The sequence below is a fragment of the Paraclostridium benzoelyticum genome (assembly GCF_001006285.1).
GTDB classification, from domain to species: domain Bacteria; phylum Bacillota; class Clostridia; order Peptostreptococcales; family Peptostreptococcaceae; genus Paraclostridium; species Paraclostridium benzoelyticum.
In genome coordinates, this window is record NZ_LBBT01000097.1 from 1 (window position 1) to 1,857 (window position 1,857).

The following is a 1,857-nucleotide window of genomic DNA, read 5'->3' on the forward strand; positions in this document are numbered from 1 at the left end:
AATAGAATGATTCAAATATGATAAAAACATAATTAAAATATTAATTATATAGCTATATTTTAAAGAAATTGTGAAATACTAATATTGTTATTAAAATTTCACAAGGAGGAATTTTTATGGAAAATAATATGGCTATGGAATACCCAATGTTTTGTTATCAATGTGAGCAAACAGCTGGTGGCAAGGGTTGTACTAAGGTAGGGGTTTGCAGTAAAACACCAGAAATTGCAGCTCTTCAAGACTTGTTAATATATCAAATTAAAGGAATAAGTTGTTATGCAAAAGAGTTGATAGATAAAGGGGAAAAGATAGATAAGGACATTGTAAGCTTTGTTGAAAACTCTTTATTTACTACTCTTACAAATGTAAACTTTGATGGAGATGTTCATGAAAAAATGCTTAGACAATCTCAAGAAATAAAGCAAAGTCTAAGAAGTAAAGTTCCAAGTTGTTCTAATTGCTGTGAACAAGCAGAGTATAATTTAAGTGATACTAGAGATCAAATGTTAAAAGATGCTAAACGTGCAGGAATAATGTATGATCAAAATTTAGACCCAGATATAAGAAGTTTAAGACAAACAATAATATACGGTTTAAAAGGAATATCTGCATATGGACATCAATCTAGAGAATTAGGTTATTTTAACGATCAAGTTGATGAATTTTATTTTAGATCATTAGCTGCTACAACAGATGATAAATTATCTGTTAATGACTTAATAACATGGACTCTAAGAACTGGTGACATGAGCGTTGCAGTTATGCAAAAACTAGATGAGGCAAACACAACTATATATAAAAATCCTTCTCCTCATAAAGTAAATGTTCACATTAAAAAAGGTCCATTTATTATAGTTTCAGGACATGATTTAAAAGATTTAGAAATGATTTTAAAACAAACTGAAGGAAAAGGAATAAATATTTATACTCATGGAGAAATGATACCATGTCATGGGTACCCAGAACTTAATAAATATCCTCATTTAGCAGGAAATTTTGGTGGTGCTTGGCAAGATCAGCAAAAAGAGTTTGATAATATACCAGGGTGTATTTTAATGACTACAAACTGTCTTATGAAGCCTAGAGATTCATATAAGGATAGAATATTTACTACTAGTGTAGTTGGATGGGATGGAGTAAAATACATAGGCAAAAATGCTGATGGAGAAAAAGATTTTAGTGAGATTATAAATAAGGCATTAGAATTAGGTGGATTTAAAGAAGATCAAGAGCCACACGAAATTTTAGTTGGATTTGGTCATAATGCCACTTTAAGTAATGCTCCAGCTATAATTGATGCTGTAAAATCAGGTAAATTAAGACATTTCTTCTTAATTGGAGGGTGTGATGGAGCAAGACCTGGAAGAAATTACTATACAGAATTTGCTCAAAAAGTACCTAAAGACTGCATAATACTTACGCTAGCTTGTGGTAAGTATAGATTTAACAAATTAGACTTTGGAGAAGTTGCTGGATTACCAAGACTTTTAGACGTAGGGCAATGTAATGATGCTTACTCAGCTGTAAGAATTGCTTTAGCATTAGCTGATGCTTTTGACACTGATGTAAATAGCTTACCACTATCTATAATTTTATCTTGGTATGAACAAAAAGCAGTAGCAGATTTATTAGCTCTATTGTCTTTAGGAATAAAAGGAATATACTTAGGACCATCAATACCGGCATTTTTAAGTCCTAATGTACTTCAATATTTGGTAGACACATTCAGTTTACAAACTATAAGTACTCCAGATAAAGATTTAGCATCTTGCTTAGAAGTACCATCTAAATAAATTAATTAAATGCAACTAGAGTTACGTCATTTATTTAGGAGAGTTTATAATATATACAATATAA

At 30.5% G+C, this 1,857-nt stretch carries 1 protein-coding gene; it reads left to right on the forward strand.

All coding sequences use genetic code 11. The annotated features are described in order from the left end of the window. The first annotated feature begins 116 nt into the window (after positions 1-116). Positions 117-1,793: a hydroxylamine reductase gene (gene hcp, locus VN21_RS04420; RefSeq protein ID WP_046822231.1), complete on the forward strand. Its 1,677-nt coding sequence runs from the start codon at positions 117-119 to the stop codon at positions 1,791-1,793. Positions 1,794-1,857 lie beyond the last annotated feature (64 nt).

Excerpts from the sequence above, each read along its gene's own strand:
- hcp (WP_046822231.1), top strand. The coding sequence starts at position 117 with ATGGAAAATAATATGGCTATGGAATACCCAATGTTTTGTTATCAATGT.